At 65.1% G+C, this 23,923-nt stretch carries 22 protein-coding genes; 12 read left to right on the top strand and 10 right to left on the bottom strand.

Going from position 1 to position 23,923, the window contains the following annotated elements:
- Positions 1–11: 11 nt before the first annotated feature.
- The 3 genes from LOY34_RS22780 to LOY34_RS22770 all read left to right on the top strand — a co-directional run bounded on the left by LOY34_RS22780 (position 12) and on the right by LOY34_RS22770 (position 4,054).
- On the top strand, positions 12–575 hold the full coding sequence (locus LOY34_RS22780; protein WP_123566555.1) for an RNA polymerase sigma factor: 564 nt from the start codon (positions 12–14) through the stop codon (positions 573–575).
- Entirely contained in the window at positions 572–1,546 is a 975-nt protein-coding gene (locus LOY34_RS22775; RefSeq protein WP_195884993.1) for a FecR domain-containing protein, read from the top strand. The genes LOY34_RS22780 and LOY34_RS22775 overlap by 4 nt, the downstream gene beginning before the upstream one ends.
- A 105-nt stretch (positions 1,547–1,651) precedes the next feature.
- Positions 1,652–4,054, top strand: a complete 2,403-nt coding sequence (locus LOY34_RS22770; RefSeq protein WP_258664040.1) for a TonB-dependent receptor — start codon at positions 1,652–1,654, stop codon at positions 4,052–4,054.
- Here LOY34_RS22770 and LOY34_RS22765 read toward each other — a convergent pair.
- Entirely contained in the window at positions 4,051–4,926 is an 876-nt protein-coding gene (locus tag LOY34_RS22765; protein WP_195884991.1) for an AraC family transcriptional regulator, read from the bottom strand. The two genes, LOY34_RS22770 and LOY34_RS22765, sit on opposite strands and share 4 nt — an antisense overlap.
- Before the next feature lie 137 nt (positions 4,927–5,063).
- Here LOY34_RS22765 and LOY34_RS22760 point away from each other — a divergent pair, with 137 nt between their 5' ends.
- The gene (locus LOY34_RS22760; RefSeq protein ID WP_195884990.1) at positions 5,064–5,966 is read left to right on the top strand and encodes a DMT family transporter; all 903 of its coding nucleotides are present in this window, start codon (positions 5,064–5,066) and stop codon (positions 5,964–5,966) included.
- Between the two features lie 54 nt (positions 5,967–6,020).
- On the opposite strand, the gene LOY34_RS22755 is transcribed toward LOY34_RS22760, so the two are convergent.
- Both LOY34_RS22755 and LOY34_RS22750 read right to left on the bottom strand, forming a co-directional pair.
- Positions 6,021–6,992, bottom strand: coding sequence for a D-glycerate dehydrogenase (locus LOY34_RS22755; RefSeq protein WP_195884989.1), 972 nt, complete (start codon positions 6,990–6,992; stop codon positions 6,021–6,023).
- A 73-nt stretch (positions 6,993–7,065) separates the two neighbouring features.
- On the bottom strand, positions 7,066–8,013 hold the full coding sequence (locus LOY34_RS22750) for a LysR family transcriptional regulator (protein WP_045197201.1): 948 nt from the start codon (positions 8,011–8,013) through the stop codon (positions 7,066–7,068).
- Between the two features lie 186 nt (positions 8,014–8,199).
- On the opposite strand from LOY34_RS22750, the gene LOY34_RS22745 reads away from it, so the two are divergent.
- Genes LOY34_RS22745 through LOY34_RS22730 form a run of 4 tightly spaced genes read left to right on the top strand, consistent with a single transcriptional unit; the run spans position 8,200 to position 12,977 of the window.
- The gene (locus tag LOY34_RS22745; RefSeq protein ID WP_195884988.1) at positions 8,200–9,726 is read left to right on the top strand and encodes an efflux transporter outer membrane subunit; all 1,527 of its coding nucleotides are present in this window, start codon (positions 8,200–8,202) and stop codon (positions 9,724–9,726) included.
- Positions 9,723–11,909 (top strand): FUSC family protein, encoded by a 2,187-nt coding sequence (locus LOY34_RS22740; RefSeq protein WP_045197206.1) that lies wholly within the window; start codon positions 9,723–9,725, stop codon positions 11,907–11,909. The genes LOY34_RS22745 and LOY34_RS22740 overlap by 4 nt, the downstream gene beginning before the upstream one ends.
- Positions 11,899–12,099 (top strand): DUF1656 domain-containing protein, encoded by a 201-nt coding sequence (locus LOY34_RS22735; protein WP_028943216.1) that lies wholly within the window; start codon positions 11,899–11,901, stop codon positions 12,097–12,099. Before LOY34_RS22740 ends, LOY34_RS22735 begins: the two co-directional genes overlap by 11 nt.
- An 11-nt stretch (positions 12,100–12,110) precedes the next feature.
- Positions 12,111–12,977 (top strand): HlyD family secretion protein, encoded by an 867-nt coding sequence (locus tag LOY34_RS22730; protein WP_093379665.1) that lies wholly within the window; start codon positions 12,111–12,113, stop codon positions 12,975–12,977.
- Between the two features lie 7 nt (positions 12,978–12,984).
- Here LOY34_RS22730 and LOY34_RS22725 read toward each other — a convergent pair whose 3' ends face one another.
- Positions 12,985–13,437: a universal stress protein gene (locus LOY34_RS22725; protein ID WP_093379669.1), complete on the bottom strand. Its 453-nt coding sequence runs from the start codon at positions 13,435–13,437 to the stop codon at positions 12,985–12,987.
- Positions 13,438–13,599: 162 nt separating this feature from the next.
- On the opposite strand from LOY34_RS22725, the gene LOY34_RS22720 reads away from it, so the two are divergent.
- The 4 genes from LOY34_RS22720 to LOY34_RS22705 all read left to right on the top strand — a co-directional run bounded on the left by LOY34_RS22720 (position 13,600) and on the right by LOY34_RS22705 (position 18,703).
- Positions 13,600–14,505: a LysR family transcriptional regulator gene (locus tag LOY34_RS22720; RefSeq protein WP_045197211.1), complete on the top strand. Its 906-nt coding sequence runs from the start codon at positions 13,600–13,602 to the stop codon at positions 14,503–14,505.
- 111 nt (positions 14,506–14,616) lie between these two features.
- On the top strand, positions 14,617–16,158 hold the full coding sequence (locus tag LOY34_RS22715; protein ID WP_093379674.1) for an MFS transporter: 1,542 nt from the start codon (positions 14,617–14,619) through the stop codon (positions 16,156–16,158).
- A gap of 23 nt (positions 16,159–16,181) precedes the next feature.
- Positions 16,182–17,252, top strand: coding sequence for an HlyD family secretion protein (locus tag LOY34_RS22710; RefSeq protein WP_093379678.1), 1,071 nt, complete (start codon positions 16,182–16,184; stop codon positions 17,250–17,252).
- Entirely contained in the window at positions 17,249–18,703 is a 1,455-nt protein-coding gene (locus LOY34_RS22705; protein WP_195884987.1) for an efflux transporter outer membrane subunit, read from the top strand. The genes LOY34_RS22710 and LOY34_RS22705 overlap by 4 nt, the downstream gene beginning before the upstream one ends.
- A 41-nt stretch (positions 18,704–18,744) precedes the next feature.
- Here LOY34_RS22705 and LOY34_RS22700 read toward each other — a convergent pair whose 3' ends face one another.
- The 6 genes from LOY34_RS22700 to LOY34_RS22675 form a co-directional block, all read right to left on the bottom strand.
- Positions 18,745–19,569 carry an SDR family oxidoreductase gene (locus tag LOY34_RS22700; RefSeq protein WP_093379686.1) on the bottom strand — a complete coding sequence of 275 codons (825 nt, stop codon included), beginning with the start codon at positions 19,567–19,569 and terminating at the stop codon, positions 18,745–18,747.
- Positions 19,570–19,602: 33 nt separating this feature from the next.
- The gene (locus tag LOY34_RS22695) at positions 19,603–19,953 is read right to left on the bottom strand and encodes a thioredoxin domain-containing protein (RefSeq protein ID WP_093379691.1); all 351 of its coding nucleotides are present in this window, start codon (positions 19,951–19,953) and stop codon (positions 19,603–19,605) included.
- Between the two features lie 85 nt (positions 19,954–20,038).
- Positions 20,039–20,503, bottom strand: coding sequence for a multidrug transporter (locus LOY34_RS22690; protein ID WP_258664039.1), 465 nt, complete (start codon positions 20,501–20,503; stop codon positions 20,039–20,041).
- Between the two features lie 106 nt (positions 20,504–20,609).
- Positions 20,610–22,061, bottom strand: a complete 1,452-nt coding sequence (locus LOY34_RS22685; RefSeq protein WP_045197221.1) for a mannose-1-phosphate guanylyltransferase/mannose-6-phosphate isomerase — start codon at positions 22,059–22,061, stop codon at positions 20,610–20,612.
- 33 nt (positions 22,062–22,094) lie between these two features.
- A complete protein-coding gene (locus LOY34_RS22680) occupies positions 22,095–22,751 on the bottom strand; it encodes an alginate O-acetyltransferase AlgF (RefSeq protein WP_258664038.1) in 657 nt (218 codons plus the stop codon).
- 13 nt (positions 22,752–22,764) lie between these two features.
- The gene (locus LOY34_RS22675; RefSeq protein WP_195884986.1) at positions 22,765–23,922 is read right to left on the bottom strand and encodes an alginate O-acetyltransferase; all 1,158 of its coding nucleotides are present in this window, start codon (positions 23,920–23,922) and stop codon (positions 22,765–22,767) included.
- Position 23,923: the final 1 nt, after the last annotated feature.

The raw sequence follows: 23,923 nt of genomic DNA, 5'->3' as shown, positions 1-23,923 counted from the left end.
AGCCGCTCGATCTGCCCGCCGAAGGTGGCAACGACACCGACGGGGCCAGCGGGCGGGCGCGATTTGTGCAGGTGTTTCTCGCCCAACGGGCGCAGATGGAAGCCCTGGTCAGCCGCCGCATCGGCTGCCGGGCCACAGCTTCTGACCTGATCCAGGAGTTGTTCCTGCGCTTCTGGCGCCGGCCGCAGGTCAAGGTCGAGGCGCTCGATACCTACCTGCTGCGCTGCGCCGGCAATATCGCCATCGATCACCTGCGCAGCGAAGGTGCCCGCGAGCGGGTCAACGACAGCCTGCAACTGGAGGTGGCCGACGAGCATGTCAGCGCACCGCAAGTGGCGCTGGAGGTAAACAGCGACCTGCAGCGCATCGAGGCGGCGCTGCGCCTGCTGCCCGAGCGTACCCGGCAGATCTTCTTGCTCAACCGCATTCACGGGCGCAAGTACGCCGAGATCGCCAAGGCCATGGGCCTGTCCCAGAGTGCGGTGGAAAAACATATGATGCGCGCACTGGAGGCGTGCAAGGCGAGTATCGAGCTGCCGCCGGCCAGCACCCGCAAGCCAGGGAAAGCACCATGACTGACATCACCGCCGCGCAGCACCAGGCCGCACTGGGCTGGCTGAGCCGGATCAACGAGCAACCGCAACTGGCCGAGCGCGCCGAGTTCAAGCGCTGGTTGCTCGCCCATCCGGCCCATGGCCGCGCCTATGCCCAGGCCCAGGCGTTGTGGCGCCTGAGCGAAGCGCCGGCGAGCCTGTTGGCAGCCGAGGACGACCCGGCCTTGCAAGGCTATTTGCGCGCCATGCAGCAACCGCCAGCGGGGCGCACCTGGCGCCGTGTCGCCACCTTGGCTGCCGCTGCCTGCCTGGTACTGGCGCTGGGCACCGCTGCCGGCTGGCATCCGGCCTACTGGCTGGATGACCTGCAGGCGGATTACGTCACGGCGCCGGGGCAGGTCGAGGAAGTGGTGCTGGCCGACAACTCGCACATGACTCTAGATGCTGGCAGCGCCGTGTCGGTAGATTTCAGCGATGGTCAGCGCCAGGTGACGATCCGCCGTGGCGCGGCGTTCTTTCATGTCACCCACACCGGCGCGCCGTTCGTGGTCGAGGCGGCAAAGGGCGAGACGCGGGTACTCGGCACCCGCTTCGAGGTGCGCAAGCACAATGGCGGCGCGCGGGTCACCGTGCTCGATGGCCGGGTGGCGGTGACCGCCGAGCCCGGGCGCTTGCAGCAACAGCTTAGCGGCGGCCAGCAGGTGGCCTACCGCCACGGCACCGCCAGCGCCGTCGAAGCGGTGGACAGCGAATCGCGCCTGGCCTGGCGCCAAGGCTGGCTCAATTACTACCAGGTGCCGCTGAGCACGGTGATCGACGACCTGGCCCGCTACTATCCCGGGCGCATCATCGTGCTCGACAGCGAACTGGGCAAACGCAAGGTCAGCGGCAGCTTCCCGGTCAGCCAGCCGCTGGCGGCGCTGGATTCGCTCGGCGCGGTGCTGGGCTTCAAGCGCAATACCCTGCTGGAGCGGGTGACGCTGATCCGCTGAAAAATATTTTCAGAAAACTGATGAGGTAAGTTCGCGCGGCAACCGTGTAGTGAGTGAAAGTGCGATTCATTCGCATAAACGTCACTCCTTCACAGGTTACCGGTCATGAAGTTCACCCCCTCGGCAGCGCGCAGCTTTTCAATCTGGCTCAGTGTCTCGGCCCTGGCCACAGCGGGCGCATTCCCCCTGGGCGCGGTGGCCGCGCAGCAGGTCTACGTGTTTGCCCAGCCGAGCAAGCCGCTGGTGCAGGCGCTCAATGACTTCAGCCGGCTGACCGGGCAAAGCGTGATCTATACCACCGATCTGCCGGCGCTCAACGCCCCGGCCCTGCACGGCAGCCTCAGCGCCGAGCAGGCCCTGCAGCAACTGCTGGGCAATTCCGGTTTTGCCGCACGCCGGGTCGATGCCCGCACCCTGACCCTCGAACCACTCGATGCCGGCGCTGCGCTCAAGCTCGACGCGACCACGGTGAACTCGCAAGCCGATGCCGACTACAGCTACCAGCCGCCAGCCAGCAGCTCGGTGATGCGCAGCCAGGCTTTGATCATGCAGACGCCCCAGGCGATCAACGTGGTGCCGGCCCAGGTGCTCAAGGACCAGGCCCCGCGCAACCTCGACGATGCCCTGGCCAACGTCAGCGGCGTGACCCAGGGCAACAACTTCGGCGGCACCCAGGACACGGTGATGAAGCGCGGCTTTGGCGACAACCGTGACGGCTCGATCATGAGCGACGGCATGCCGATCGTGCAGGGCCGCAGCCTCAATGCCAGCACTGAGCGGGTCGAAGTGCTCAAGGGCCCGGCCTCGTTGCTGTATGGCATCCAGGACCCGGGCGGGGTGATCAACGTGGTCAGCAAGCGCCCGCAACTGCAGCAATACAACGCCCTGAACCTGCGCGGCTCGAGCTATGGCAGCGGCAAGAACGGCAGCGGTGGCGGCCTGGACAGCACGGGTGCCCTGGGCCAGAGCAACTTCGCCTACCGCCTGGTGCTCGACCATGAAGACGAAGACTACTGGCGCAACTTTGGTACCCACCGTGAATCGCTGGTGGCGCCGTCGCTGGCCTGGTTCGACGAAGACACCCAGGTGCTGCTGGCCTACGAGCACCGCGAGTTTCTCTACCCGTTCGACCGCGGCACGGCCATCGACCCGCGCACCAACCACCCGCTGGATATCCCCAGCACCCGGCGCCTGGACGAGCCGTTCAACGACATGCAAGGGCGCTCGGACCTTTACCGCCTGGAAGTCGATCATCAGCTTGCGGACGACTGGAAAGCCCACTTCGGCTTCAGCTACAACCGCGAAACCTACGACGCCAGCCAGGTGCGGGTGACCGCCGTCAACGCCGCCCGCGGCACCCTGAGCCGAAGCATGGACGGCACTCGCGGCGCGCTCAGCAGCGACCGTTTCGCCACCGCAAGCCTGGAGGGCAAGGTGCAACTGGCGGGCATGCAGCATGACCTGCTGTTCGGCCTCGACAATGAGTACCGCAAGGTCTACCGTGCCGACCTGATCCGCCAGGGCAGCCTCAGCACTTTCAGTTACCTCGACCCGGTGTATGGCCGCGAAGTTGAGGGCACCAGCGTGCGCGATAGCGACAGCGCACAGACCGACAAGCTGCGCAGCGACTCGTTGTTCTTCCAGGATTCGATCCACCTCGATGAACACTGGATTCTGGTCGCCGGTGCGCGCTACCAGATGTACGACCAGCTCGCCGGGCGCGGGCGGCCGTTCAAGGCCAATACCAACACCAACGGTCAGGCCTGGGTGCCGCGGGTGGGGCTGGTGTACAAGGTTGACGAGCAGTTGTCGTTGTATGGCAGCTACAGCGAATCGTTCAAGCCCAACTCCAGCATCGCCCCGCTGACCGGCGGCCTGGTTCTGGATTCGGGGATCGAACCGGAGGAGGGTAAATCCTGGGAACTGGGCGCCAAGCTCGACATGCCGGGGGCGCTGACCGGCACCCTGGCGCTGTTCGACATCCGCAAGCGCAACGTGCTGGTGGCCAACTTCGATTCCGCTACCGGCGACACGCTCTACAGCAACGCCGGCGAGGTGCGCTCGCGCGGCATCGAGCTGGACCTGACCGGGCAGTTGAGCGAGCGCTGGAGCCTGATCGGCAACTATGCCTTCATCGACGCCGAAGTCACCCAGGACCCGACGCTTGAAGGTAATCGCCTGCAGAACGTGGCGCGCCACAGCGGCTCGCTGTCGGCGGTGTATGACGCCGGCAGCCTGTTCGGTGGCGACCGCCTGCGCCTGGGCGCCGGGGCGCGCTATGTCGGTGAGCGGGCCGGTAACGCCGAGAACGATTTCGAGCTGCCGGGCTACACCGTCGCCGATGCCTTCGCCAGTTACGAAACCCGCCTGGACGAACACAAGGTGCGCTTGCAATTGAACGTCAAGAACGTGTTCGACCGCACCTATTACAGCTCGGCGGTGAACCGCAACTTTGTCTCGGTGGGCGATGCGCGCCAGGTCAGCCTGTCCAGCACCCTCGAATTTTAACTGTTGAAGGCCGCCCGGTAGGCGCCGGGCGTTGCTCCCAGGGCCTGGCGGAAGCGGTTGCTGAAATGGCTGGCGCTGGCAAAGCCGCACAGCAGCGCCACTTCGCCCAGCGGCAGTTGGCCATGGCGGAGCAATTGCCGCGCTTTGGCCAGGCGCCGGGCCAGCAGGTACTGGTGCGGCGGCAGGCCGAAGCTTTGACGAAACATTCGCGCGAAGTGGTACTCGGAAAGGTTGCACAGCGTCGCCAGCTCACCAAGGCTCAGCGGCTGATCCAGGTGGCCTTCGACATATTCACTCAGTTGCCGGCGCTGGTGCGCGGCCAGCCCGCCCTTCAGGCGCAGGCCCTGGCGCAGGCCGACCTGGCTGAGCAGGGCGTGGTCGAGAATCTCGTGAGCCAGGCTGCTGGTCAGCAGGCGTTCGGCGGGCTCGTCCCAGTCCAGGGCAATCAACTGACGAAAGCGCCGGGCCTGCTCGGGATCGTCGAGAAAGGTCGCTTCCTGCAATTGCAGCTCGCGCGGTTCGCGGTCCAGCAGGCTGACGCAGCCGAGGGCGAATTGCTCCTGGCTGATGTACAGGTGCGCCAGGCGGATCGAGCCGTTGACCACCCAGTGCGAGGCGGAGCCGGCGGGCATGATGCACAGCTTGTCGGGCGAGCCGGTGTGGCCGGGGCGGTCGCGGCGAAAGGTGCCGGTGCCGTCGGCGATGTAGCACGACAGGGTGTGATGGCTGGGCGCTTCGTAGTCGCGGGCGTCGTGGCGGTTGTTCCACAGGGCTGCCGCCAGGCCGTCCCCCAGGTGCGCGCTGTGTTCCAGGCGGGCATGGGGTGAGTCGTGCATGGCTTTGAAAACTTGCAGCTGGTCCAACGGCGTCATGGTCGCTACCTCTGTTGGCCATCCTACTCCGCCGCGTCCGGGCTGACAGCTGCTGCCTGCGCAAAAGCGCAAGAATGTGCAAGTGCCGTTGCCGTGGGCGGCTGCACACTGGTGGCCTGGAATTGAGGAGTGCCGCCATGAACCTGTCGTTATACCTGCTCACTGTGCTGATCTGGGGCACCACCTGGATTGCCTTGAAGCTGCAACTGGGGGTGGTCGCCATCCCGGTGTCGATCGTCTACCGCTTTGCCCTGGCGGCGCTGGTGCTGTTTGTCATTCTGCTGCTCAGCCGCCGCCTGCAACCGATGAACCGTCGCGGTCACATGATCTGCCTGGCTCAGGGGTTGTGCCTGTTCTGCGTCAACTTCATGTGCTTTCTGACCGCCAGCCAGTGGATACCCAGCGGCCTGATCGCCGTGGTGTTCTCTACCGCGACCTTGTGGAACGCGCTGAATGCGCGGGTGTTCTTTGGCCAGAAGGTGGCCGCCAATGTGCTGGCCGGTGGCGCCCTCGGCCTGGCCGGGCTGGGCCTGTTGTTCTGGCCCGAGCTGTCCGGGCATGCCGCCAGCCGTGAAACCATCATCGGCCTGGGCCTGGCGCTGCTGGGAACCCTGTGCTTTTCGGCCGGCAACATGCTCTCCAGCCTGCAACAAAAAGCCGGTTTGCGCCCGCTGACCACCAATGCCTGGGGCATGCTCTATGGCGCCGGCATGCTTGGCCTGTATTGCCTGGTCAGCGGTATTGCGTTCGCCATGGAATGGAACACGCGCTACATCGGTTCGCTGATGTACCTGGTGATTCCGGGCTCGGTGATCGGCTTTACCGCCTACCTGACTCTGGTCGGGCGCATGGGCCCGGAGCGGGCCGCTTACTGCACGGTGTTGTTCCCGCTGGTGGCGCTGAACGTCTCGGCGTTCTATGAGGGTTACCAATGGACGGCACCGGCGCTGGCAGGCCTGGTGCTGGTGATGCTGGGCAATGTGCTGGTGTTTCGCAAACCCCGGCCCAAGGTGGTCGAGCCGGTGGTGGCCTTGCGGTAGCTATGGCACCGAACCTGTGGGAGCGGGTTTGACCCGCGATGGGGCCTGTACGGCTTACTTCCACACCTGCGGATTGACCAGGTCCCGTGGCCGTTCACCGAGCAAGGCGCTGCGCAGGTTATCAATCGCCCGATTGGCCATGGCCTCGCGGGTTTCAGCGGTAGCCGAACCCACATGCGGCAAGGTCAGGGCGTTTTTCAGCTGGAACAGCGGTGATTCGGCCAGCGGCTCCTTCTCGTAGACATCCAGCCCGGCGCCGCGAATAGTGCCGGCCTGCAAGGCTTCGACCAGCGCCGCTTCATCGACCACCGGCCCACGGGAGACGTTGATCAGAAACGCGCTGGGTTTCATTAACTGCAGCTCGCGACGGCTGATCAGGTGTTTGGTCTGCGCCCCCAGTGGCACCACCAGGCAGACGAAATCAGCTTCAGCCAGCAGTTCATCAAGGCTGCGGTACTGCGCGCCGAGTTCTTGCTCCAGCGCTGGCTTGCGGCTGTTGCCGCTGTAGATCACCGGCATGTTGAAGCCGAAGCGCCCGCGCCGGGCGATGGCTGCGCCGATATTGCCCAGGCCGACGATGCCCAGGGTCTTGCCGTGCACGTCGCTGCCGAACTGCGCCGGGCCGACGGTGGCTTGCCATTGCCCGGCCTTGGTCCAGGCATCCAGCTCGGCGACCCGCCGCGCCGCGCCCATGAGCAGGGCAAAACCGAGGTCGGCAGTACTTTCGGTAAGCACGTCGGGGGTGTTGGTCAGGGCGATGCCGCGCTGGTTGAAGTAGGCCAGGTCATAGTTGTCGTAGCCCACCGAGACGCTGGCGACCACTTCCAGCTTGCTGGCGTTTTCCAGCTGCGCCTGGCCGAGTTTGCGGCCGACGCCGATCAGGCCATGCGCTTGGGGCAGGGCTTGGTTGAACTGGGCGCTGATGTCGCCGAGCTTGGGGTTCGGCACGATCACGTTGAAGTCTTGCTGCAGGCGTTCGACCATCGCCGGGGTGATGCGGCTGAAGGCAAGGACGGTCTTTTTCATCGGCGAAATCTCTGCGGGCGGTGGAGAATGGGTAGCACGCTATCATTCTCCACCGCCGCTGTGCAGCAAGATTTCAGGTGGCAATGCGCAGTTCGTGGGTTTTCAGGTCCGCTTCGTGGGCGGCGAGAATTTCCGGCAGCGAGTTGCGCAGGTACTCGACCCAGGTCTTGATCTTGGCATCCAGGTACTGGCGCGACGGGTAGATCGCGTACAGGTTCAGCTCCTGCAGGCGGTACTCGGGCATTACCCGCACCAGCGAGCCATCGCGCAGGCCCTCTATGGCCGAGTAGATCGGCAGCACGCCAACGCCCATGCCGCTGCGGATCGCGGTTTTCATCGCATCGGCGGAGTTCACCTGGAACGGCGCCTGGGTGATGTTCACCACTTCCTGGCCTTCGGGGCCGTCGAACAGCCATTTTTCCAGCGGGATCACCGGGCTGACCATGCGCAGGCAGGCGTGGTTGAGCAGGTCGCTGGGCTTGTGGGCGATACCGTGGCGCTTCACGTATTCGGGCGATGCGCAGACGATGCTGTAGGTAATGCCCAGGCGCTGGGAGACGAAGCCCGAGTCTGGCAGCTCGCTGGCCAGCACGATCGACACGTCGTAGCCCTCGTCGAGCAGGTCCGGCACGCGGTTGGCCATGGTCAGGTCGAAGGTCACGTCCGGGTGGGTTTCGCGGTAGCGGGCGATGGCATCGATGACGAAATGCTGGCCGACCCCGGTCATCGAATGCACCTTGAGCTGCCCGGCCGGGCGCGCATGGGCGTCGCTGGCTTCGGCTTCGGCTTCTTCGACATAGGTAAGAATCTGTTCGCAGCGCATCAGGTAGCGCTTGCCGGCTTCGGTCAGGGCAATGCGCCGGGTGGTGCGGTTGAGCAGGCGGGTTTGCAGATGGGCTTCAAGATTGGAGACCGCCCGCGATACGTTAGCGGTGGTCGTATCCAGTTGCACGGCCGCGGCAGTGAAGCTGCCGACTTGCGCGACGCAACTAAAAGCACGCATGTTTTGCAGGGTGTCCATGGGTCGCTCTCAAAGTAGACGACAAATTGTGACATGAAGTAACCGGGGCGGTCTTCAGACTAAAGCCGGATTATCGCTGTTTTCGTAACAAAGATTCGCAGTAATGCACGCTTATCGCCAGTGCGGCGGCCCCCTAGAATTGCCTCTCCAAGCGTCATCCACCTTCTACGTCGGGAATTCGCAGCTGTGCCGCGTCGCATTATCAGAGCGCTCAATGCGCTCAGTGCCTGTGCCTTTAGCTTGACCTTGAGCGGCTGTATCGGAACCTGGGGCATTGCCCCGCAAAGCAAGACGCTGCAAGCCAATACCCTGACCACCGACGCGGCCATCCGTGATGCCGCCCTCGACGCCCACTGGCCCGAGCAGCAATGGTGGCGGGCCTACGGCGACCCGCAACTCGATCGCTGGATCGCCCTGGCCGTACACGACAGCCCCAGCATGGCCATGGCCGCCGCCCGTGTGCGCGAAGCCAGGGCCATGGCCGGGGTGGTCGAGTCGGCGGAGAAACTGCAGGTCAACGGCCAGTCGACGCTCAAGCGCCACAACTGGCCGGAAGACCAGTTCTATGGCCCTGGCGCACTGTCGGGTTCCAACACCTGGGACAACAATTCGGCATTGGGCTTCAGTTATGCCCTCGACCTCTGGGGCCGCGAACGCAATGCCAGCGAGCAGGCCGTGGACATGGCCCACATGAGCGTGGCCCAGGCCCGCCAGGCCCAGCTCGAGCTGCAGAACAACATCGTCAAGGTCTATATCCAGCTGTCGCTGCACTTTGCCCAGCGCGATATCGTCAAGGCCGAGCTTGAGCAGCAGGAGCAGATCCTGGCCCTGGCCGAACGGCGCCTGGCCGGCGGTATCGGCACCCATTTCGAAGTCAGCCAGGCGCAGACGCCGCTGCCGGAAACCCACCGCCAGCTCGATGCCCTCAATGAAGAAATCGCTCTGGCGCGTAATCAACTGGCGGCGTTGGCCGGCAAAGGGCCGGGGCAGGGCGCGCAGTTGCAGCGCCCGCAACTGGCCCTGGGTACCGCGTTGAAGCTGCCCTCGGCGTTGCCCGCCGAACTGGTCGGCCAGCGCCCGGACGTGGTCGCCAGCCGCTGGCAGGTGGCGGCCCAGGCCCGTGGTATCGATGTCGCCCATGCAGGCTTCTTCCCCAATGTCGATTTGGTCGGTGGTCTCGGCTTCATGGCCACCGGTGGCGGCGCGCTGGAGTTTCTGACCGGGCGCAAATTCAACTACAACGTCGGCCCGGCGATCAGCCTGCCGGTGTTCGACGGCGGCCGCCTGCGCTCGCAGCTGGGGGTTGCCTCGGCCGGTTACGACATCGCCGTGGCGCGCTACAACCAGACCGTGGTCGAGGCGCTCAAGGGCATTTCCGACCAGCTGATTCGTCGTGAGTCGATGAACGAGCAACAGCACTTTGCCGCCGAGTCGGTGGCTTCGGCGCAAAAAACCTACGACATCGCCATGATCGCTTTTCAGCGCGGCCTGACCGATTACCTCAATGTGCTCAACGCGCAAACCCAGTTGTTCCGCCAGCAGCAGATCCAGCAGCAGGTCCAGGCTGCGCGCCTGAGTGCCCATGCCGAGCTGGTTACGGCCCTGGGCGGCGGCCTGGGCGCGGGTAGCGATGTGCCCGGCGAAGACCGCCAGCAGGCGCCGAAGACCCCGGCGACCCTGGCGATTTTCGATAAGCCGGTTCACGCCCAATGAGCGCGCTGACCCTGCCGTTTCGCTGGCTGGCCACCCTGGAGTGGCGTCGCGGGTTCTTTGAATGGCTGCGCACCGACGGGGTGACCTGGGTGTACATCTTCAAGGTCCTCAGCGCCGCCTTCCTGACCCTGTGGCTGGCCATGCGCCTGGAGTTGCCGCAACCGCGCACGGCGATGATCACCGTGTTCATCGTCATGCAGCCGCAGAGCGGCCATGTGTTCGCCAAGAGCTTCTACCGGCTGCTCGGCACCCTGGCCGGCTCGTCGATGATGGTCGCGCTGATCGCCCTGTTTCCGCAAAACACCGAGCTGTTCCTGCCGAGCCTGGCGATCTGGGTCGGCCTGTGTTCGGCCGGTGCCATGCGCTACCGCACCTTCCGCGCCTATGGTTTCGTGCTCGCCGGTTATACCGCGGCGATGGTCGGCTTGCCGGCCTTGCAGCACCCCGACGGCGCGTTCATGGCCGCCGTGTGGCGGGTGCTGGAGATCTCCCTGGGGATTCTGGTCTCGACCCTGGTCAGCGCCGCGATTTTGCCGCAGTCGGCCAGTGCCTCGATGCGCAACGCCCTGTACCAGCGCTTCGGCGTGTTCGCCGGTTTCGTTGCCGAGGGCCTGCGTGGCGACAGCCAGCGCGACCGCTTCGAAAGCAGCAACGTGCGTTTTATCGCCGAGGCCGTGGGCCTGGAGAGCCTGCGCAGCGTTACCGCCTTCGAAGACCCGCACATGCGCCGGCGCAACGGTCGCCTGGGGCGCATGAACAGCGAATTCATGGCCATCACCACGCGCTTCAACGCCTTGCACCAGTTGCTTGAGCGCCTGCGTTTGCGTGGGCCGCTGCAGATCGTCACCGCCATCGAACCCGGGCTCACCGCCCTGGCCGAGCTGCTCGACGGTTATGCCGGGCGCGGCCTCACCGAGCGCGATGCGGCGCGCCTGGCCGAGCAACTGGCGGCCTACAAGGAAGGCTTGCCGGAGCGCGTGCGCACGCTGCGCGCGGCCTATGTCGAAAGCGGCCCGAGCGACGCCGACCTGCTGGATTTTCACACCGCCTACGAGCTGCTGTACCGCTTCGTCGACGACATGCACAGCTACGCCCAGACCCACGCCTCGCTGACCGAACACAACCATGCCCGCGAGCAGTGGGATGAGCCCTATGTGGCGCAGACCAACTGGATGGCTTCGCTGGCCGCCGGTGTGCGCGCTTCGTTCATTTTGCTGGTGCTGGGCAGTTTCTGGATTCTTACCGCCTGGCCGAGCGGGGCGATGATGACATTGATCGCCGCCGCCACCGTCGGCCTCTCGGCGGCGACGCCGAACCCCAAGCGCATGTCGTTCCAGATGGCCTGCGGCACTTTGTTCGGCGCCTTTGTCGGCTTCTTCGAAACCTTCTTCGTGTTCCCCTGGATCGACGGTTTCCCGTTGCTGTGCCTGGTGCTGGCGCCGGTGTTCGTGTTCGGTGCGTTCCTCGCCTCGCGCCCGGCCTATGCCGGTTATGGCCTGGGCCTGCTGATCTTTTTTGCCACCGGTTCCGTGCCCGACAACCTGACCATCTACAACCCCTACAACTTCATCAACGACTACATCGCCATGGTCATCGGCATGCTGGTCTGCGCCGCTGCCGGGGCGATCATCCTGCCGCCCAACAGCCGCTGGTTGTGGAGCCGCCTGGAGCAGGACCTGCGCGCCCAGGTGCTGTATGCAATTACCGGGCGCCTGCGCGGCCTGGGTTCGAGCTTCGAAAGCCGCACCCGCGACCTGCTGCACCAGGCCTATGGCCTGGCGGTCGGCCAGCCGTTGGTGCAGAGCAAGCTGCTGCGCTGGATGTTCGTGGTGCTTGAGGTTGGCCACGCGATCATCGAGCTGCGCAAGGAACAGGCAATCTTGCCAGTGCACCCGTGCTATGCCGAATCGCAGCCCTGGCGCCAGGCCATCCGGGTCATGGGCCGGGCGTTGGCGCGGCTGTTCATGCAACCGAGCGCCAGCAACCACGAGCGCGCCCTGGTGGCGGTGGATCACGCCATCAGCCGCGTACAGGCCACCGACGAGCCGTTCGCCCGCCACTTCGACACCTCGGCCCTGCGCCGGGTGCAGAGCTACCTGCACTTCATCCGTACTTCGTTGCTCGACCCTCAGTCGCCGCTGGCCGAACTGGCCCCGGCCAAAGGACTGCCCCATGCCTCGTGAAATCGCCTTCCATGGCGTCTACATGCCGACCATGACCTTGATGTTCCTGTTCGCCGCCGGGCTTGCCTGGGGGCTGGACCGGTTCATCGCCAGCCATGACGGCTACCGCTTTTTCTGGCACCCGGCGCTGCTGCGCCTGTGCCTGTTTATCTGCCTGTTCGGATCCATGGCCCTGACTCTCTACCGTTGAGACCCCTGTTGATGAAAAAGTTTTTCAGCCTGATCGCCACCTTGCTCGTGCTGGCCGCTGCCGTGGTGATCGGTCGCCAGCTCTGGGTGCATTACATGAACACGCCCTGGACCCGCGACGGGCGGGTGCGTGCCGATATCATCAACGTCGCCGCCGACGTGCCGGGCTATGTGGTCGACGTGCCGGTGCGCGACAACCAGTTGGTGAAGAAGGGCGACGTGCTGCTGCAGATTGACCCCGAGCATTACCAGGTGGCGGTCCGCCAGGCCCAGGCGCTGGTCGCCTCGCGCAAGGCCACCTGGGAGATGCGCAAGGTCAACGCCCATCGCCGCGCCGACATGGACAACCTGGTGATCTCGCGGGAGAACCGTGACGATGCCAGCAACATCGCCAACTCGGCGCTGGCCGATTACCAGCAGGCCCAGGCGCAGCTGGCGGCGGCCGAACTGGACCTCAAGCGAACCCGGATCCTCGCCACGGTCGATGGCTATGTCACCAACCTCAACGTCCATCGCGGCGATTACGCGCGCACCGGCGAGGCGAAGATGGCGGTGGTCGACAAGGACTCGTTCTGGGTTTATGGCTTTTTCGAAGAAACCAAGCTGCCGCACGTGCGCGTGGGTGACCAGGCCGAGCTGCAGATGATGAGCGGCGAGCGGCTCAAGGGCCACGTCGAGAGCATCTCGCGCGGTATCTATGACCGCGACAACCCTGAAAGCCGCGAACTGATCGCCGATGTCAACCCGACCTTCAACTGGGTGCGCCTGGCCCAGCGGGTGCCGGTGCGGATTCACATCGATGAAGTGCCGGAAGGCTTTTTACTGGCGGCGGGGACCACCTGCACAGTGGTGGTCAAGCCGGCTCGGAAAGAAGGCTAAAAGCGCCTCAAGCCTGGCGCGAATCCACCAGCACCGGGCAACTGACCTGATCGATCACCTTGTTGCTGATCGACGGATCGAGCAACCGCCCGAGGCGGTTCAAGTGCCGGTGGCCGATGATGATCAGCTCGCACTCAAGCGCGCGGGCGGCAGCGACGATGGCCGCCACCGGCTCGCCCGGCACCAGCCTGCCTTCGCTCTCGAAGCCCAGCGCCCGCAGGTTCTCCAGGGCCTGGCGCACGGCCTGGACGGCATGGCGCTGCTCATCGGTGGCCGCCGGGTATTCCTGCTGCTCGTACAGGCTGATCGCCCCCGGGCCGTCGCTCAGGGCGAAGGCGCTGTCGATGGCCAGCACCACCTGCAGGCGATGGCAGTTGGGCAAACAGTACTGTTGCGCGAGCTCGACCAGGCCCTGGGAGGCGGGCGATCCATCGATGGCAATCAATACGGGGCTGAGCATGGGCGGCTTCTCTGGGCGGCAGTCGAGCCGGCTATTGTTGAGGATCCCCGGCCTGCGGATAAATGGCCTGGCATGCACTGTGTAGTTGCGTGACGCGCAACCCGATGGCCGCTGCCGAGCTGTTAAGATCGGCCCTTGTTTACCCGTCATGGATGCCTGGCAATGCAGATCCCGGATATGAACCTGTTGGTCGCTCTCGATGCCCTGCTTGATGAGGGCAGCGTGGTCGGCGCAGCGCGGCGCATGAACCTCAGCCCGGCGGCCATGAGCCGGACCCTGGGGCGAATCCGCGAGGCCATCGGCGACCCGATCCTGGTCCGCGCCGGCCGTGGCCTGGTGCCGACGCCGCGGGCGCTGGCCCTGCACGAGCAGGTGCGGGCCCTGGTCGAGCAGGCCGGGCTGGTGTTTCGCAGCCGCGAAGAAGTCGACCTGGCAACCCTCGACCGGGCCTTCAACATCCGCACCAACGACCTGTTCATCGCCCTGTATGGCGCGCAACTGCTGCAGATGATGCACGAGCAGGCGCCGCACACCGTGCTGCGTTTTGTCCCGGAAGGCGGTGGTGACGATGATGCGGTGCTGCGCGACGGTGGCACTGACCTGATCGTCAGCTCGACCATCGACCTGGGCCCCGAGATCAAGATGCAGAGCCTGTTCAACACCATCTACGTCGGCCTGGCGCGCCAGGATCACCCGATCTTCGAGGCCGAAATCACCCCCCAGCGCTTTGCCGCCTACCCGCAGATCAGCGTCTCGCGCCGCGGCCGCGCCAACGGCCCGATCGATGTCGAGCTGGCCAACTACAAGGTGCAGCGGCGGGTGGCGCTGATCACCCCGAGCTTTCATTCGGCGATGTTCTCCTTGCCTGACTCCGACCTGTTGCTGCCGATGCCGGCCAATATCCTCAGCAGCGTGACCAAGCTCGGCCTGCCGCTGCGCTCGTTCCACATCCCGTTGCCACTGGAACGGGTGACGGTGATGCAGGCCTGGCACCCGCGTTTTGACAACGACCCGGCCCACCGCTGGCTGCGCCAGACCCTCAAGGCGTGCTGCAGCGAGCAGCGCTGAACCAGTCGATTGCGTTTGCTGCACTAGTAAACTGCCAATATGTCAGTTTTCGTAAGCATTGCCCCTTCATAGACTTGCGCCGGTTCTTTTGTTTGTCCGGAGATGTCTGTGATGAGTTCGCTGACCGCGACTCCTTTACCTGTGCTGCCCCGACCGGTTGCCGCTACGGCGGCGCCGGCGGCTTTTGGCACGCGCATTCTGGTCGGCCTGCTCGGGGTACTGCTGGCGGTGCTCTGCGCCGGCCTCAACGAGATGGTCACCAAGGCCTCGCTGGCCGATATCCGTGGTGGCATGTTCATCGGCGCCGATGAGGGCGCCTGGCTGATCGCGGTGTATTCGGCGGCGTCGGTCTCGGCCATGGCCTTTTCGCCGTGGCTGGCGGCGACCTTTTCCCTGCGCCGTTTTACCCTGTGCGCCATTGCCGTGTTTGCCCTGCTCGGGCTGGTGCAGCCGTATGCGCCCAACCTGTCCAGCCTGATGCTGCTGCGCACCTTGCAGGGCCTGGCATCAGGGGCGTTGCCGCCGATGCTGATGAGCGTCGCCCTGCGTTTCCTGCCGCCGGGGATCAAGGTCTACGGCCTGGCCGGCTATGCCTTGACCGCGACCTTCGGGCCCAACCTGGGCACGCCGCTGGCCGGGTTGTGGACTGAATATGTCGGCTGGCAGTGGGCGTTCTGGCAGATCATTCTGCCGTCATTGCTGGCAATGGCCTGTGTTGCCTGGGGCCTGCCCCAGGACCCGCTGCGCCTGGAGCGCTTCAGGCAGTTCGACTGGCGCGGGCTGCTGCTCGGCCTGCCGGCCATCTGCACGCTGGTGATCGGCCTGACCCTGGGGGATCGCATGGGCTGGTTCGATTCACCGCTGATCTGCTGGCTGCTCGGTGGCGGCCTGGTGCTGCTGGTGCTGTTCCTGTGCAACGAGTGGTCCGAGCCGCTGCCGTTCTTCAAGCTGCAGATGCTCAAGGTGCGCAACCTGACCCACGCCCTGGTGACCCTGTTCGGCGTGCTGATCGTGCTGACGGCGGTGATCATCATCCCCTCCAGTTACCTGGCGCAGATCCAGGGTTACCGCCCGGCGCAGACCGGCCCGCTGATGCTGCTGGTGGCCTTGCCGCAGTTGCTGGCGCTGCCGCTGGTGGCGGCGCTGTGCAACATTCGCGCAGTGGATTGCCGCTGGGTGCTGGCGGCGGGGCTGGGCATGTTGTCGCTGTCGTGCGCGCTGGGCAGCCAGCTCACCAGCGTGTGGATTCGCGACAACTTCTACCTGCTGCAACTGCTGCACATCTTCGGCCAGCCGATGTCGGTGATCCCCTTGCTGATGCTGGCCACCGGCGGCATGACCCCACAGGACGGGCCGTTTGCCTCGGCCTGGTTCAACACGGTCAAGGGCCTGGCTTCGGTGGTTGCGGCCGGCTTGATCGAGGCGCTGACCACCGTGCGCCGGCATTTTCACTCCAATGCGCTGGTCGACAGCCTGGGCAATTCGCCGCTGGCCGACAGCAGCGCCCCGGGCCTGGCCAGGCGCATCCATGAACAAGCCCTGGTGCTGACCTCGGCCGATCTTTACCTGTGCATGGCACTGCTGGCTGCGGCGCTGATTGTACTGATTCCTTTTGTGCCTACCCGGATCTACCCACCGCGCGCGGTGGCCTAGGTTTGCGGATTTGAGAGAAAGACATGACCACGACAACAACTCACCGAAAAACCGCCTTGATCGTCGCCGCCCTGGTGGTGGCAGGGATTGCCGGCGTGTTCGGCCCGATGCTGCTGGGCCACGACAGCGCGCAGAGCACCAACGACGCCTACGTGTCTGCCGACTACACGGTGATCGCACCGAAGGTGGCCGGCTTTATCAAGCAGGTGCTGGTGGAGGACAACCAGCAGGTCAAGGCCGGCCAGTTGCTGGCGCAGATCGACGACCGCGACTACCAGGCGGCGCTGGCGGCGGCGCAGGCGCAACTGCTGGTGTCCAGCGCGCAAAGCCACAACGCCCGGGCGACCCTCGAGCGCCAGGCCTCGCTGATCGACCAGGCCCAGGCCGCGGTCAGTGCCGACCAGGCTGAGCTGGCCTTCGCCAATCACGAACTGACCCGCCACAGCCGCCTGGCCGAGCAGGGCGCCGGTACCGTGCAGAACGCCCAGCAGGCGCGCAGCCGGGTTGATCAGGCGCGGGCGCGGCTGGCCAACTCGCAGGCGGCGCTGGCGGCGGCGCGCAAGCAGGTGGATATCCTCAGCGCCCAGGTCGACAGCGCCGAAGGGGGCCTCAAGCATGCCCAGGCAAGCCTTGAGCGGGCGCAACTGGACCTGTCGTACACGCGCATCGTCGCACCCATCGACGGCATGGTCGGCGAGCGCGCGCTGCGCGTTGGCGCCTACGTCAACCCGGGGGCGCGGCTGCTGTCGGTGGTGCCGCTGGAGCACGCCTATGTGCTCGGCAACTTCCAGGAAACCCAACTGACCCACGTGCAACCCGGGCAGCCGGTGCAGATCCGCGTGGACACCTTCGCCGATGAATACCTGCACGGGCGGGTCGAGAGCATCGCCCCGGCTACCGGTGTCACCTTCGCGGCGGTCAAGCCGGACAACGCCACCGGCAACTTTACCAAGGTGGTGCAGCGCATTCCGGTGAAAATTGTCTTCGACGCCAACCAGCCATTGCTGGATCGCCTGCGGGTCGGCATGTCGGTGGTGGCCACGATCGATACCGGCGCGAGCCTGAGTACCGGTAAAGAGGTCAGCGCCCGATGAAACCTGCATTCGCCCTTTGCCCGCTGCTGCTGAGCCTGCTGGCCGGCTGCAGCCTGGGCCCGGATTTCAGCGCGCCTGACAGCCATGCCCCGGCCGCATGGCCGGCGCTGCAGGAAACCCCCGCCGCCAGTCAAGCCCAGGCTACACCGCTGGAGCAGCGCTGGTGGGAAAGCTTTCACGACCCCAAGCTCAGTGCCCTGATCGAGCGCGCCAGCCAGCGCAACCTCGACCTGCAGATCGCCAGCGCGCGCTTGCTGCAAAGCCGCGCGCTGCGCATGAGCATCGCTTCCGAGCAAACCCCGTCGGTTGATCTGGGCGGCGGATACAGCCGGGCGCGCAACAGTGCCGAAGGCCTCAACGACCCGTCCGGCAACGGCGGCAAGTCGGCCTTCAACCTCTGGCAGGGCGACTTTACCGCCAGTTGGGAGCTTGACCTCTGGGGCCGCGTACGCCGCCAGGTCGAAGCCGCCGACGCGGTGGTCGAAGTCGCCGAGAACGACCGCCGTGGCGTGCTGTTGTCGCTGCTGGCCGAGACCGCCGGCAACTACATCCAGCTGCGAGCGGTGCAGAGCACCCTGGCCGTCACCCGGGAGAACCTTGAGGTTTCGCGGCACAGCCTGCGCCTGTCGCAAATGCGCCTGCGCGACGGGGTAGCCACCGCCCTCGATGTGGCCCAGGCCAGTGCCCAGGTCGCCTCGGTCGAGGCCCGCCTGCCGACCCTGGAAGAGCGCCAGGCACAATTGATCAACGCCCTCGGCCTGTTGCTGGCCGAGCCGCCACGCAGCCTGCAGGCCGAATTGCTGGAGCCAGGCGCGATGCCGACGCCGCAGCAACGCTTTGCCATCGGCGTGCCGTCGGAGCTGGCCGAGCGGCGCCCGGACATTCTTCAGGCCGAGGCCCAGTTGCATGCCGCCACCGCCAGTATCGGGGTGGCCAAGGCGGATTTTTATCCGAGCATCCGCTTGTCGGGCAATGTCGGTTTGCAGTCACTGCAGTTATCGGATTTCGGCAGCTGGGATGCGCGTCGATTCGCCATCGGCCCGCAACTGAACTTGCCGATTTTCGAAGGCGGGCGCCTGCGCGGCGTGCTCAAGTTGCGCGAAGCCCAGCAGCAGGAAGCGGCTCTGCGCTACCAGCAGGTGGTACTGCGCGCCTGGCACGAAATCGACGATGTGCTGCGCCTGTACAACGCCAGCCAGTTGCGCCGCGACCTGCTCGAAGAGGCCGTGCGCCAGAACCGCATCGCCCTGCAGACCGCGCAGCAGCAGTATGTCGAGGGCGCCGTGGACTTTCTCAATGTACTCAGCGTGCAGGGCGCCTTGCTGGCCAGCCAGGAACAGTGGGTCGAAAGTTCGGCGGCGGTGTCCCAGGCCCTGGTTGGCTTGTACAAGTCGCTGGGCGGTGGATGGCAGCCGTTCAGCGAGCCGTTGCAGGCCGCCGCCCAGGGGTGATCGTTGCGCGGTCATGCACCCGGCGTGCTGCGCTCGATCGCCTAGAGCGCGCGGTCCAGGCCGAAGCGTTTTTTCAGCACGCGCTGCAGCAAGCCCCGCGGCAGCCAGTTTTGCAGCAGCGGCAAGGCGCGGCTGCCATTGCCCAGGCGTACCAGCGCCGCCGGCTCTGGCTGGCGCACGGCCTTGAGGACATCGCGGGCGAAGTCGGCCGCCGGGGTCGGTTTGTCCTGGGAGGCGCGTGAGCGGGCACGGATGCCTTCGCGCAGCGGCCACCACGGCGATTGTTCACCGATCAGTTGTTCGGCTTCGTGCCCGGCGTTGCTGGCGAATTGCGAGGCAATTGCGCCAGGCTGTACTTCCATGACCCGTATGCCAAAGGGCGCCACTTCCAGGCGCAAGGCTTCGCTCAGGGCGTGCACGGCCGCCTTGGAGGCGCAGTAGGCGCCGGCGAACGGCGTGACCAGTACCCCGGAAACACTGCCGATATTCACCACCAGGCCTTTGTTGCGGCGTAGCGCCGGGAACAATGCGCGGGTGACCCCGACCACGGCGAACACATTGGTTTCGAATTGCCGGCGCATCGCCTCGGCGCCGCCATCGAGCAGCGGCCCCATGGCGCCGTAGCCGGCGTTGTTGATCAGTACATCGAGGCCCTGGCCGTGCTGTTCCAGTTCACCGGCCAGTTGCGTCAGCGCCTGCTGGTCATTGACGTCCAGTTGGCGGGCATTGAAGCCGCTGGCGGCCAGGCGGTCTACGTCCTCGGCCTTGCGCGCCGTGGCCCAGACCTCGAAACCGGCATTCTTGAAGGTCTCGGCCAAAGCCAGACCGATACCGCTGGAGCATCCGGTGATCAACACGCTGGGCATGAGCTGCTGTCCTTGAGCAGTGGGGGTACTGGATCATAGTTCAGCAATCAGCGTTTTCAATGCATTTTCCAACCGATCGGTGCAAATGCCGGTCCAGAGCTGGCGTTGGCTTGCCCTGTCATACAGCAGTTGAGTGGGCACGTGGGTGACCTGGGTGTCGAGGGACAACGTTTGAAAGGCAGCGAATGTCAGCTGGTAGAAGTCAACCCGGTCCCGATAGCCGTTATCGGCCAGGGTTGTCACGTTGCGCTTGGCATCGGCACATGCCGGGCAGGTGTCCGAATACACCAGGATCACCACGGGCCTGGCCAGCGGTTGATGATGATTGATCCGTTCGAACAGTTGCTTGAACTGGTCCTGAACCGCTGGCGATGTATCGACCATGACCTTACTCCGCTAGGCAGTGAAGTACGCGGAGTCATTCAACAGGATTTTGCCGCTTGGGTAACCTGGCAAAAATACCAGGTGCTCAGTCGGCGAAGCTGCCTTGCAGGTGCTCGGCGCGGTAGTCGACGCTCTGTGGCCGGTAGCCGGAACGCAGTGGCGGCAACGGCAGGCACTCCTGCCAGCTGGCGCCGGGCTGCAGCTCGCCGGGGCCGCGGTAGCGCGGGGCGGCGTAGGTGTTCTCAGCGAGGTTGACGGTATCGCCCGGGGCATAGGCCGCGACCCGCCAGCGCAGCTCCACCATTGGCACCGGGTTGCCGTTGTTGATGTGCACCTGCAGCGGGCGATCGGCCGGGCATTGCTCCGGGGCGTAGGTCAGGCGCAGCTCCAGGTGGGCCAGTTGCCTGGCTTCGCGGTTGTCCAGCCAGACCACCCACAACGCCACCAGGCCCAGGCCGAACAGTGCCGCCAGCGAAATCGGCAGGGCTTTGGCCGGGTAGCGCAGCAGCAGGACCAGCCAGGTGAGGATGAGCAGGGCGCCGATGAACATGGAGCGAACCTTGTGGGTGGGGGTGCTTTCATCCTAACCAAAAAGCATCGCGGGGCAAGCCCGCTCCCACAATGTTTAGGAGCGGGCTTGCCCCGCGATTGGGGTTTTACTGCGCGATGGTCTTGATCGAGATCCCGCGCTCGATCGGCGTCGAGCGTCCGTAGATATCTTCAAAGCGCTCGATATCGTCCTCGCCCAGGTAGCTGCCGGACTGCACTTCGATGATCTCCAGGGGGATCTTGCCCGGGTTGCGCAGGCGGTGCACCGAAGCGATCGGGATGTAGGTGGACTGGTTTTCGGTGAGCAGGAACACGTTCTCGTCGCAGGTCACCTCGGCAGTGCCGGACACCACGATCCAGTGCTCGGCGCGGTGGTGGTGCATCTGCAGCGACAGGCTGGCACCGGGCTTGACGGTGATGTGCTTGACCTGGAAGCGCCCGCCCATGTCCACCGAGTCGTACGAGCCCCACGGCCGGTACACCTCGCAGTGGTTCTGGGTTTCGCTGCGGCCCTGTTCGTTGAGGGTGTTGACCAGTTGCTTGACGCCCTGGACCTTGTCCTTGTGGGCAATCATCATGGCGTCCTTGGTCTCGACCACGACGATGTTCTCAAGGCCGATCACCGATACCAGCTTGCCGTTGCCGTGGATCATGCAGTTGTGGCTGTCCTGGACCACCACGTCGCCCTTGGTGACGTTGCCGTTGTGGTCTTTTTCATGCACATCCCACAGCGACGACCAGCAGCCGACATCGCTCCAGCCCGCCGACAGCGGCACCACGCAGGCGCGCTGGGTCTTTTCCATCACCGCGTAGTCGATGGAGTTGTCCGGGCAGCAGGCGAAGGTGGCTTCGTCGATGCTCAGGTTATCGCCGTCTTCCTCGCTGCGCTCCAGGGTCAGCAGGCAGGTGTCGTAGATATCGGCGTCGTGCTTTTTCAGCTCTTCGAGGAAGCGGCTGGCGCGGAACAGGAACATGCCGCTGTTCCAGAAGTAGCCACCGGCCCGGACGAACTCGGCGGCGCGTTTTTCATCCGGTTTCTCGACGAACTGCGCCACCCGGCTGACGCCTTCGGGCAGCAGCACGTCCTGGCTCGACTTGATGTAGCCGTAGCCGGTTTCCGGCTTGGTCGCCGGCACCCCGAACAGCACCATCTCGCCGCGCTCGGCGGCCACGGTGGCCAGGGCCAGGGCCCGTTGCAGGGCTTTCTGGTCGTCGATCACATGATCGGCCGGGAGCACCAGCATCAGCTCGTCACGGCCTTCGTTAACCAGCTTCATCGCGGTCAGTGCCACTGCCGGCGCGGTGTTGCGGCCGAAGGGCTCCATGAGGATGCCCTGGGTTTGAAGTTTGAGGCTTTGCAGCTGCTCGCTGACGATGAACTTGTGGTCTTTGTTGCAGACCACGATGGGCGCGTCCATGCCGTCGAACACCAGGCGCGAGAGGGTTTGCTGGAACAGAGTGTGTTCACCGGTCAGGGCCAGGAACTGCTTGGGAAACTGCTTGCGCGACAGCGGCCACAGACGCGAACCGCTACCACCGGACAGAATGACTGGAATCATGGGTGTTCTCCAAAAATAGAAATAGGCAGGTGGTTAACGGGTGGATACCGGGCGCTTGACCCAGACCGGCGACAGGCCGCTGCCGGAACCGGTGACATACAGCACCGCCGCTTCGCCGCGCTCAAGCGCCACAGGCTTCAGATCGCTGACTTTTTTATCGCCTTCATACAGCGCCAGGCTGACCTTGACCGGGTTGATCTCGCGCTCGCCACGGGCCTTGGCGGCCACCGGCTTGACCACTTCGGTCTTGCCGTCGGCGGTCTTCAGGGTCAGGGCCTGGCTACTGAGGTTCTGTACCCGCACCAGGGATTTCTGCTTGTTCTTGAACGGTGGCTCCTCGACCAGTTGCGGCTGGCCCGAGGCGTTGTTGACCAGGGTGTAGTAGTGATCGGCGGCGAGCTTGACCGGCAGGCTCTGGCTGCCGACCTTGGCGCTGTAATCGCCCTGGGGCATGAAGCTGAAGTCACTGCTGCCCTGGGCCGCCACTTCGCTGATCTGGGTGTTGCCAACGCTGGCGCTCACTGGCTGGGCGCCGGCGTTGTAGATGCGCACGAAGGTCGAGCCTTTCGGCGCGGTCGGGCCATACAGCGCGGCGTCGGCGCCGGCCAGGGCTTGCAGCGAGAGCAGGCTGAGGCCGGCGGCCAGGGCGCAGGCTTTGGCGATGCGCAGCTTTTGGGTATGCAAGGTCATGTGCGTTTCCTCTTCAGTTTTCCGTCCGATGGGACGACAGGGCCAGGTCTTGATTGGCATTGCGGGTTTTTTTCAGCTGCGCGATCCACTGCGGATCGAAAGCGCTGAGGTCGTTTTTCATTGGCAGATAACGTTCCGGGAACTCCCAGATCAGCACTTGCGGCGCGCTGTTCTTGAAGGCGTCGGTTTGCAGGTACTTGAGCATCGGCAGCAGTGGGCCATGGCCGTCTTCGGCGTAATTGACCACGTCGCTGCGCAGCGCTTGCTGCAGGGCTCCGAGGAAGTTCCAGTTGGGGTTGGCGCTGTAGCTGGTGCCGATCAGCGCCACCGGGATTTCACTGTCGGCGAACAATGCATCGCCGCTTTCACCTTCAGCCTCGGCCGGGCGGGTGCTGCGTTTTTGCAGGCTGTCCGGCGGCGGCAGCAGGTTGCTGAACAGCGGGTCGAGCGGCAGGAAGTTGGTCAAATCGCCCTTGTATGGCGCGCTCTGGCGTTGTTCGGTGACGAACTGCTGGGGCTCGCCGTTGAGCAGGGGCTGGCGCGCCACGGCGGCGGCCAGGTGCTGGGCAACCACTTCGGCGCCCATCGGCGTCCAGTGGGTGTCGGTGCGCAGGAACACCTGGCCACGGGCTTTGGCCTCTTGCAGCGGCGCCAGCAGGTCGGGGGCGAACACGCCGGCCTGGCGGGCCTGGGCGTGGAACTCGTTGTACAGGTCGGTGTGCAGGCTGGCCGGGGTCTGTTCGCCGACATACTCCGGATACAGCCGCGCCTTGGCCGGCACAATCGCCAGCACCAGTTGCACGCCGTGTTGCTGCAGGGTGTCACGCACACCGCGGATCAGCGCCAGGTTCTCTTGTTCGTACTGGTCGCTGTTGGCCACCGGCTTGAACTCCTCGTCACTGAACAGCCAGTGCTCGCGGCCCAGCACCACGCCCGGGCGGCCTTCGTTGAACAGTTTGAAGTCCAGCGCCGCCCACAGGTTGGTGCCGATGCGCTTGAGCGGGAACTGCTCGTCGTAGTGGGTTTCGGCGGCCTTGGCCAGTTTGCCGTCGAGGGCGCTCATCTGTGCAGTGCGCTGGAAGCTGCCCAGGCCGCCCAGCGACCACAGGCCCAGGCCCAGCAACAGGGCGAGGAACAGCAGGGCGTAGAGTTTGCGTAAATGTCGGGTCATG

The sequence above is a fragment of the Pseudomonas sp. B21-009 genome (assembly GCF_024749345.1).
Lineage (GTDB): Bacteria > Pseudomonadota > Gammaproteobacteria > Pseudomonadales > Pseudomonadaceae > Aquipseudomonas.
The sequence above is the reverse complement of the archived record's forward strand: the minus strand, read 5'-3'. Positions and strand labels throughout refer to the sequence as shown.

Excerpts from the sequence above, each read along its gene's own strand:
- LOY34_RS22720 (WP_045197211.1), top strand. The coding sequence starts at position 13,600 with ATGCAGATCCCGGATATGAACCTGTTGGTCGCTCTCGATGCCCTGCTT.
- LOY34_RS22755 (WP_195884989.1), bottom strand. The coding sequence starts at position 6,992 with ATGAAAAAGACCGTCCTTGCCTTCAGCCGCATCACCCCGGCGATGGTC.
- LOY34_RS22750 (WP_045197201.1), bottom strand. The coding sequence starts at position 8,013 with ATGGACACCCTGCAAAACATGCGTGCTTTTAGTTGCGTCGCGCAAGTC.
- LOY34_RS22765 (WP_195884991.1), bottom strand. The coding sequence starts at position 4,926 with ATGACGCCGTTGGACCAGCTGCAAGTTTTCAAAGCCATGCACGACTCA.
- LOY34_RS22730 (WP_093379665.1), top strand. The coding sequence starts at position 12,111 with ATGAAAAAGTTTTTCAGCCTGATCGCCACCTTGCTCGTGCTGGCCGCT.
- LOY34_RS22760 (WP_195884990.1), top strand. The coding sequence starts at position 5,064 with ATGAACCTGTCGTTATACCTGCTCACTGTGCTGATCTGGGGCACCACC.
- LOY34_RS22675 (WP_195884986.1), bottom strand. The coding sequence starts at position 23,922 with ATGACCCGACATTTACGCAAACTCTACGCCCTGCTGTTCCTCGCCCTG.
- LOY34_RS22700 (WP_093379686.1), bottom strand. The coding sequence starts at position 19,569 with ATGCCCAGCGTGTTGATCACCGGATGCTCCAGCGGTATCGGTCTGGCT.
- LOY34_RS22715 (WP_093379674.1), top strand. The coding sequence starts at position 14,617 with ATGAGTTCGCTGACCGCGACTCCTTTACCTGTGCTGCCCCGACCGGTT.
- LOY34_RS22695 (WP_093379691.1), bottom strand. The coding sequence starts at position 19,953 with ATGGTCGATACATCGCCAGCGGTTCAGGACCAGTTCAAGCAACTGTTC.
- LOY34_RS22770 (WP_258664040.1), top strand. The coding sequence starts at position 1,652 with ATGAAGTTCACCCCCTCGGCAGCGCGCAGCTTTTCAATCTGGCTCAGT.
- LOY34_RS22680 (WP_258664038.1), bottom strand. The coding sequence starts at position 22,751 with ATGACCTTGCATACCCAAAAGCTGCGCATCGCCAAAGCCTGCGCCCTG.
- LOY34_RS22775 (WP_195884993.1), top strand. The coding sequence starts at position 572 with ATGACTGACATCACCGCCGCGCAGCACCAGGCCGCACTGGGCTGGCTG.
- LOY34_RS22705 (WP_195884987.1), top strand. The coding sequence starts at position 17,249 with ATGAAACCTGCATTCGCCCTTTGCCCGCTGCTGCTGAGCCTGCTGGCC.
- LOY34_RS22710 (WP_093379678.1), top strand. The coding sequence starts at position 16,182 with ATGACCACGACAACAACTCACCGAAAAACCGCCTTGATCGTCGCCGCC.
- LOY34_RS22735 (WP_028943216.1), top strand. The coding sequence starts at position 11,899 with ATGCCTCGTGAAATCGCCTTCCATGGCGTCTACATGCCGACCATGACC.
- LOY34_RS22685 (WP_045197221.1), bottom strand. The coding sequence starts at position 22,061 with ATGATTCCAGTCATTCTGTCCGGTGGTAGCGGTTCGCGTCTGTGGCCG.
- LOY34_RS22740 (WP_045197206.1), top strand. The coding sequence starts at position 9,723 with ATGAGCGCGCTGACCCTGCCGTTTCGCTGGCTGGCCACCCTGGAGTGG.
- LOY34_RS22725 (WP_093379669.1), bottom strand. The coding sequence starts at position 13,437 with ATGCTCAGCCCCGTATTGATTGCCATCGATGGATCGCCCGCCTCCCAG.
- LOY34_RS22690 (WP_258664039.1), bottom strand. The coding sequence starts at position 20,503 with ATGTTCATCGGCGCCCTGCTCATCCTCACCTGGCTGGTCCTGCTGCTG.